We start from the raw sequence: 7,315 nt of genomic DNA on the forward strand, positions 1-7,315 counted from the left end.
TTGGCTGTATATATTTATTTTTCTTTTTCAGTTTCCACGCCTTTTCGAATTATTCATTCACCAGGTTATACTCTTCGATGGATTTGTTGATGGAATCTGCCATGTTTTTCACAGCTGTATCCACATCCTCTTTTCCGTTGAGCATGCTCTCAATCTCGGATTCCACGGTAGCTCTTGCCTCCGGGAATACACTTAACAGAGCGCCTACATAGTCGGCGGAAGAATCATGGAGCTGGTCGATCGCTGTCTGGAACTGCGGATATTTTGCAACATTATCCTTAAATACCTGCTCTTCCTGAGACTTTACAGTTACAGGGAAATATCCGGTCTGTGCGTTCCAGTAAGCCTGAGACTCCGGAGAGATCAGGAATTTTACGAACTCCCATGTTGCACGAAGCTTTTTCGGATCATTGTTGTTCAGTGCCCAAAGAGATGCACCTCCGATGGAAACACCGCCCTCGTCACTGGATTTGATCTTCGGGAAGTATGCAGTACCAACCTCAAATTTTCCGTTTACATCCTGAAGGATCTGTTTCAGGGAAGCTGTGGAGCCAAGAGTGATCGCAGATTTTCCTGCAGAAAAATCTGCCAGACCTGCATCGCCTCCCTTTCCTACGACCGGTGCGAAGCCCTTGTCGTTAAGATCCTTCCATGCTGTAAGGATATTTTTTGCAGCACTGTTCTCGTCAAAAGCAACAGCTGTAGCAGCCTCTTCACGTCCGTTTCCGTTGTTTGCATACTCAAGGCCCTGCTTTCCGATAAACTGCTCGAAAAACCATCCGTAGATTCCAAGAGACATTACCTCGCCTGCGCCGCCTTTGTCCAGAAGATCCTGTCCGATCTCACCGATGCCCTCCAGGCTGTCCGGAATTTCTGTGATGCCTGCTTTATCAAACATGTCCTTGTTGTAATACATGATCGGTGTGGAAGAGTTGAACGGCATGGAGTACAGCTCATTGTCGATGGTGTAGTATGCAGCCAGGTTCGGCTCGATCTCAGATACATCGTAGCTGTCTGCGTCGATCATCTGCTGCATAGGCACAATCCATCCGGAATCGATCATGAATCTTGTTCCAATCTCATATACCTGTACAAGATCCGCACCCATGTTTCCGATCTGTGCACTTTTCAGCTTGTTCAGGGAATCATCATATTCACCCTGATACTGAGCATCTACCGTAATTCCGTATTCGTTCTCATCGTTGAATTTTTTTACCAGTGTATCGATCGCCTCGCCATTGACACCACCCATGGAATGCCAGAAGGTAATGGTAGTTCCGTCTACATCGGAAGCATCTGCCATTTCCACTTTTTCATCTGTGCCGGCATCTGCGGCAAATACAGTTACTCCGGAAAGAGAACCGATAGTCATTGCTGTGGTAAGGAAAGCTGCGATGATTTTTTTCTTCATAACTTTTTTCTCCTCTTGAAAAATTTTCTCTTTTTTCATTTTTTTATATAAGATGAACTGCCCGTCTTACGACTTTGCAGTATCTTTTTGCAATATTTTCCCCCTTACAGCAGGATGCTGCAGGGTTGCTGCCTGCTCCGATATCAGCCCTTGACTGCACCCGAGAACATTCCTCTGATCAGCTGTTTCTGTCCAACGATAAAAATGGAAATGGACGGAATGATGATCATAACAACGCCTGCGATCATCAGGGTGATGGACTGTGAATCCACACTATCCAGCATACTGATACCGATCTGAACGGTTCGCATATTGTTGGAGCCTGTTACAAGCAGCGGCCACATGTACATATTCCATGCGTTGATAAAAGTATACACTGCCATAGCGCCAATAGCGGATTTTGTCAGCGGAAGCAGGATCCTTACGATAAATTTCAGATTGCTGCAGCCGTCAAGCTTTGCCGATTCATACAGTGAGATCGGGAAAGTCATGTAAAACTGGCGGAACAGGAAAATTCCCATTGCGGATGTAAGGTAAGGCACGATCAGTACCTGATAAGTATCCAGCATTCCCCAGCTTGATACCGTCAGGTAGTTGGAAATGATCGTTGCCTCTCCCGGAACCATCATGGTTGCCATCACAACCATGAAGAGAATACCTTTTCCTTTGAATTCCAGGAAAGAAAACGCAAAAGCAGCAAGAGAACAGGTAATGATCTGTCCGATGGTAATGCATCCCGCCATGATAAAGGAATTCAATATGAATCGGAGAAGTGGAACGGTGCGGAATGCATTGATAAAGTTGGAAAAGGTCGGATTCTTGGGAAAGAGATTCAACTCTGTAGTAAACAGTTCACTGGAAGGCATCAGTGCAATACTGATGGCATAAAGCAATGGAAGCAGGATCAGAACCGCAAACACAACATTTGCCGTAACACGGAGTGCTGTTCTTGTTCTTCTCTTTGCAAGAGCTTTTGCATTCATAGCTTTTTTCAGCTCCAGAAGCTCCTCTTTTGACATATTTCCCACTGCCGGGACTGCCATATTTTCCATCTGGCTCATCAGTAATTCACTCCCTTCTTCTCAATACGGAACATGATCAGTGTGATGATCATGATGATCACAAACAGGATAACCGACTGGGCTGCCGCACTTCCGAAGCGGTAGTTAAAAAACGCATCCCTGTAAATGGAATAAACAATAACATTGGTAGACTCATTAGGACCACCCTCTGTCAGGATCTTGATCTGTCCAAAGGACTGAAATGCCTGTATGATATTTACCACCAGTGTGTAAAACATGATCGGGGAAAGTCCCGGAAGCGTCAGGCTGAAAAACTGCTGCACACTGCTGGCTCCATCCACAGAAGCTCTCTCATAAATGGTCTCATCAATATTTCCGAGTCCTGCGGAAAAATACAGAAAATTGATCCCGCTGTTCAGCCACGCAGTAAGAATGGCTACGCAGATCAGAGCCGTGTTCGGATCGTTCAGCCAGTTGATATCCAGGCCGGTAAGCTTATTCACAATACCTACTGCCGGGTGGAGCATGATCTGGAAGATCATTGCTGCAGAGCTGGATGCAATAGCCATTGGCAGAGCATAGGATGTACTGAACACCCGGATTCCCGGAAACGCCTTGTTACAAAGCACTGCTGCGATCAGACCAAGAAGCATGCCGCCGACCACAACGATCAGCACAAAGATCAGCGTTACCTTCAGACTGTTGATAAAGGATGCTGACTGAAGCAGCTCTTTATAATTGCCCAGACCAACGTACAGCTTTGCCTGTCCCATCTTGTTGGTCTTGTAAAGACTTAAATAAATTGTTTTCACAAACGGATAAAACAGAAAAATTCCAAAAATAAGCATACACGGCACCAGATATAAGTACGGTGTGATCTTGCTTTTGCTGTTATTTTCCATAACTATTTCTCCTCCTTGCATAATCAGATTCTATTTACAGGCTGATCTGCCTGCACTCAAGCTTTTCCGTGACATAAATTCATGACACAAAAATATTTTCTTCTGTCTCCGGATCAAACACATGGGCCTTCTCCATATCAAAATACAGAGAAACCTTCTCCCCTACCTGTGTCTGATTTTCCGGACTTAAGCGGACTGCCAGGGTTTTGCCCTGCTCATCAAAATAGAGGATCACTTCCGCTCCCAGCATCTCGCGGTTTACTACAGGCTCATCTACATCTACGCTTTCATTTTCAATACCAAGCTTTTTCGCCTCGTCCAGCTCGTAGATATCCTCCGGACGGATTCCGAGGATCACGTGTCTGCCGTTATATCTGTCTGCGATCTGTTTTCCTCTGGTTCCGTCCAGATAAACCTTTTTCACAGTTTTGGCATCATCCAGAAGAAGGGCCGTGCGATTATTTTCTTCTGCTTTTACCGTACACCGGAAAAAGTTCATGGACGGAGAACCAAGGAAGCCTGCCACGAAAAGATTTACCGGATTGTCATAAATACTCTGCGGCGCTCCCACCTGCTGGATCAGACCATCCTTCATGACCACGATCTTAGTCCCAAGAGTCATGGCCTCTGTCTGGTCGTGCGTTACATAAATAATGGTGGTGTCCAGCTGTTTATGTAATTTCACAAGCTCCACACGCATCTGAGCACGGAGCTTTGCATCCAGGTTGGAAAGGGGCTCATCCATGAGAAAGGCTTTCGGCTTCCGGATAATTGCACTTCCAATGGCAACTCGCTGTTTCTGACCGCCGGAAAGAGCCGCCGGCCTCCGGTCAAGAAGCTGGTCGATCTCCAGGATCTTTGCCACCTCATGGACCTTTCTGTCGATCTCATCCTTCGGAAGCTTACGGATCTTCAGGGCGTATGCCATATTTCCATAAACTGTCATGTTCGGATATAAGGCATAGTTCTGGAACACCATGGACATTCCCCTCTCCTTCGGTTCCAGATAATTGGAAAGCTCACCGTCGATCCACAGCTCACCGTCTGTGATCTCCTCCAAGCCTGCGATGATACGCAAAGTGGTGGATTTTCCACATCCGGACGGACCTACAAAGATCACAAACTCTTTATCATGTATATCAAGATTAAAATCCTTCACACCGTAATGCTCCGAATCAAATTGCTTACATACATTTCTAAGTGCAATTTCTGACATTACTTATCTCCTTTCTCATCTCTCGCTCACATAGTTTGTAGTATAGTATTTTTCCGGCTGTTCAGATATCGTGATTGAGATAAAGCTTTGTGAATTGTATGTTAAATTGTTTCAGAAATTATATGCAATTCCGTTAAATTCTTTCTCCAGAGTAAAATACCCATCGCGTTATGTTGCCACCTTCTTTCGCCGTCATCTCTGTCCTGCATCATATCTTCCAATTTTTATTACATTGATCACAACAGCTCTCCCCAATATGTCGGCAATATGGATATTTCCCGTCTCCTCGCATATCTGAATCAAATAAAAATAGAATATTCATATTTAATACTTGCCTCTCTTCCAGATAAATGCCAACTTTCAGGCTTTTATGATCACTTGATTTGTGCAATTTTTTATGTTGTTTTAATTTTTTCTGTAAAATTTCAAATATATGCTTTGTTTTTGTCTAATTTTACCCTTGAAGTTTTGTATATAAGTTAAACAATACAAAATATTGTTCTTAAATTTTCTAACTTTTTGTTAGCCACCTCGTCCGAGAAGTGCTATAATAATCCCAGTCAGAAAAGAAATGCAGAATTCGTGTTACTGCGAACAGCGCGAACAGCAACATTACCGGAATCCATGCATCAGGAGGAGGAATTTGACATGATCACATTGAAAGCAGAGAAAAGAAACCCGAATGTAAAAGCTAAAAAATTAAGACGTGAGGGTTACGTCACAGGAATTCTTAGTGGAAAAGAAATGAAAGAGCCTGTAGCACTTCAGTTTAACGGTGCCGAGGCAGCCAAATTCATTAAAGCAAATAAAGAAGGTACACAGGTTTACCTGGACATCGAAGGCGAAAAAGTTGATGCCCTGGTAAAAAATATTGACTATAATCCAATTGAAAAACAGCTGATGGCTCTGGATTTCCAGGCACTGGTAGCCGGTGAGAAGGTTTCCACAACAGTCGCTGTCAAACTGGAGCACACCGACATGGTTCAGGGTATCGTTGAGCAGGAGATGGAAGAGATCCACTACAAAGCAGATCCGGCCAACCTTCTTGACACCATCGTCATCGACTTCAACGGCTATCCTGCAGACGTCCGTGATATCCATGTAAAAGACCTCCCGATCCCGGAAGGCAAACAGGTTCACTTCGTTACACCTGAGGATGCAGTTGTTGTTCATATCGGTGAGTATGAGGCAGCTCCGGAAGAGGATGAGGACGCTGAAGGCGCTGAAGCTGAAGCGAAATAATTTTATAATTTCATATGAAATATTTCAGGGGATTGCCTGGTGGCAATCCCCTGGTTTTGTTTACATAATTCTAAGAATGTTATTTCATTTGTAATTTCTTTATCTCATCCAGCGGCAACCCGAAAAAATTAGAGATATCTTCCAGTGTAAATCTGCTGTCTTTGAGCATTTTCTATGCTGTAAGCAGCGCCTGTTTCTGAAGCCCAATACTTTCACCCTCTGTAAACCCCTGTGTTCTGCCTTCTGCTCTTGCATCATCACACATTTCCTGTACAGCCTGACACATATCAACACTCCTTAATAAATTTTTGTTAGCGATCTATAAACTCTCCGTCAAAAACTGCCCTACGGCGTATCGGCTTCGCCTTGTTTCTTAACCTCACTCTACTACTAAACGATTATATACAGATTTTATTATCACATTACTATATGTATCGGAAGCAAGGTTCTCTTTAATGTTCCTTATTTCCTTATGATAATCTCCTTTATCAATCTGATTTCTATAAATGACTTTCTTACAATTTGCAAATTGAATAGTCACTTCCGAAAATATTTCTTCACCATCTATATCAGTAATGATGCCTTCTCCCAGTTCTTTGTGGATAAGATGTTGTCCCACCATAATTTCTTTTTGATTTATATTTCCAGAATAATTGTCCACTATATATTGAATAAATGAATTTAATATGTAAATATAATCTTCAAAATTGTTTTCTATTTTTTTAAAACACCTATTTCTCCATTCTACAGAACTTCCATTTTGGTCATACAACAAATTTATTTCTGAACAAATATAAGAAACACCTGGAACAATGAAATAAGAAAATTGCTTAGGTGCAATTAACTTTTGACGTTTAGACCAAAAAGCGTTTTTTCCAATCAATATATGAAGTAATAAATGTTCAATATAATTACAATAAACTAGACGTTCTGCTTTTTGGTACTCAAACGGTTGTTCTAATGCACATCCTGTATGCGAAAGCATATAGCCTTTATCTTCATCTATATGATGACAAAATAACCCTTCTTTAGTTCTTGAAATTCGCTTACTTTTAGTTTTACAAGTAGCATTTGTAAAATAATCATATTTAGCTGGTCCATATTTCTTTAATAAATATGACACAAATTCATCGTAATTCATTTCCATCTCTTGCTCAAAATGTTCTAATTTGCAATCATACCGGGGAAGAAATCTTTGACGTGCAACCTCCTTTTTGTCTGGATTTTGGCAGAGCCCCAAAGTTGGTACCCTGCCCTTTTTAGACAAAGCAAAAGAGCCTGAATGCCTTGATTTTAAAGGCTTTCAGGCTCCTAAGGAGCAGGGGATGAGAGAATCGAACTCCCACCAAAGGTTTTGGAGACCCCTATCATACCATTTGACCAATCCCCTATATACAAGAAAAAGTGGCTGTTGGCCACAAATTCTTTTACATTGTACTCTCAAAACTACATACATGCTTGTTGATCGTTAATCAAACTCTTTGAATCAATTCTTAACCTGCGTTTCTTGGTCAAGCCCTCA

The 7,315-nt window shown here is 42.4% G+C and carries 6 protein-coding genes and 1 tRNA gene; 1 reads left to right on the forward strand and 6 read right to left on the reverse strand.

Annotation, left to right across the window (positions count from 1 at the left end; genetic code table 11):
* Nucleotides 1–49 precede the first annotated feature (49 nt).
* The 4 genes from GPK58_RS07370 to GPK58_RS07385 form a co-directional block, all read right to left on the reverse strand.
* Complete coding sequence (locus GPK58_RS07370) at nucleotides 50–1,411, reverse strand: ABC transporter substrate-binding protein (RefSeq protein WP_215638434.1); 1,362 nt, start codon at nucleotides 1,409–1,411, stop codon at nucleotides 50–52.
* 143 nt (nucleotides 1,412–1,554) lie between these two features.
* On the reverse strand, nucleotides 1,555–2,472 hold the full coding sequence (locus tag GPK58_RS07375) for a carbohydrate ABC transporter permease (protein WP_022427089.1): 918 nt from the start codon (nucleotides 2,470–2,472) through the stop codon (nucleotides 1,555–1,557).
* Nucleotides 2,472–3,335: a carbohydrate ABC transporter permease gene (locus GPK58_RS07380; RefSeq protein ID WP_015525321.1), complete on the reverse strand. Its 864-nt coding sequence runs from the start codon at nucleotides 3,333–3,335 to the stop codon at nucleotides 2,472–2,474. Before GPK58_RS07380 ends, GPK58_RS07375 begins: the two co-directional genes overlap by 1 nt.
* A gap of 79 nt (nucleotides 3,336–3,414) precedes the next feature.
* On the reverse strand, nucleotides 3,415–4,551 hold the full coding sequence (locus tag GPK58_RS07385; protein WP_059086348.1) for an ABC transporter ATP-binding protein: 1,137 nt from the start codon (nucleotides 4,549–4,551) through the stop codon (nucleotides 3,415–3,417).
* 648 nt (nucleotides 4,552–5,199) lie between these two features.
* Between GPK58_RS07385 and GPK58_RS07390 the strand changes: the two genes are divergently transcribed.
* On the forward strand, nucleotides 5,200–5,793 hold the full coding sequence (locus GPK58_RS07390; RefSeq protein WP_215638435.1) for a 50S ribosomal protein L25: 594 nt from the start codon (nucleotides 5,200–5,202) through the stop codon (nucleotides 5,791–5,793).
* Between the two features lie 379 nt (nucleotides 5,794–6,172).
* Here GPK58_RS07390 and GPK58_RS07395 read toward each other — a convergent pair whose 3' ends face one another.
* Both GPK58_RS07395 and GPK58_RS07400 read right to left on the reverse strand, forming a co-directional pair.
* Nucleotides 6,173–6,934: a hypothetical protein gene (locus GPK58_RS07395; RefSeq protein ID WP_215638436.1), complete on the reverse strand. Its 762-nt coding sequence runs from the start codon at nucleotides 6,932–6,934 to the stop codon at nucleotides 6,173–6,175.
* A 178-nt stretch (nucleotides 6,935–7,112) separates the two neighbouring features.
* A tRNA-Trp gene (locus GPK58_RS07400) sits at nucleotides 7,113–7,183 on the reverse strand.
* Nucleotides 7,184–7,315: the final 132 nt, after the last annotated feature.

Origin of the sequence: Blautia sp. MCC270, from assembly GCF_018785605.1 — a bacterium.
GTDB lineage: Bacteria > Bacillota > Clostridia > Lachnospirales > Lachnospiraceae > Blautia_A > Blautia_A fusiformis.

Bases quoted from the DNA above. Each gene is read 5' to 3' on its own strand.
- GPK58_RS07370 (WP_215638434.1), bottom strand. From the start codon at position 1,411: ATGAAGAAAAAAATCATCGCAGCTTTCCTTACCACAGCAATGACTATC.
- GPK58_RS07375 (WP_022427089.1), bottom strand. From the start codon at position 2,472: ATGAGCCAGATGGAAAATATGGCAGTCCCGGCAGTGGGAAATATGTCA.
- GPK58_RS07380 (WP_015525321.1), bottom strand. From the start codon at position 3,335: ATGGAAAATAACAGCAAAAGCAAGATCACACCGTACTTATATCTGGTG.
- GPK58_RS07385 (WP_059086348.1), bottom strand. From the start codon at position 4,551: ATGTCAGAAATTGCACTTAGAAATGTATGTAAGCAATTTGATTCGGAG.
- GPK58_RS07390 (WP_215638435.1), top strand. From the start codon at position 5,200: ATGATCACATTGAAAGCAGAGAAAAGAAACCCGAATGTAAAAGCTAAA.
- GPK58_RS07395 (WP_215638436.1), bottom strand. From the start codon at position 6,934: ATGAATTACGATGAATTTGTGTCATATTTATTAAAGAAATATGGACCA.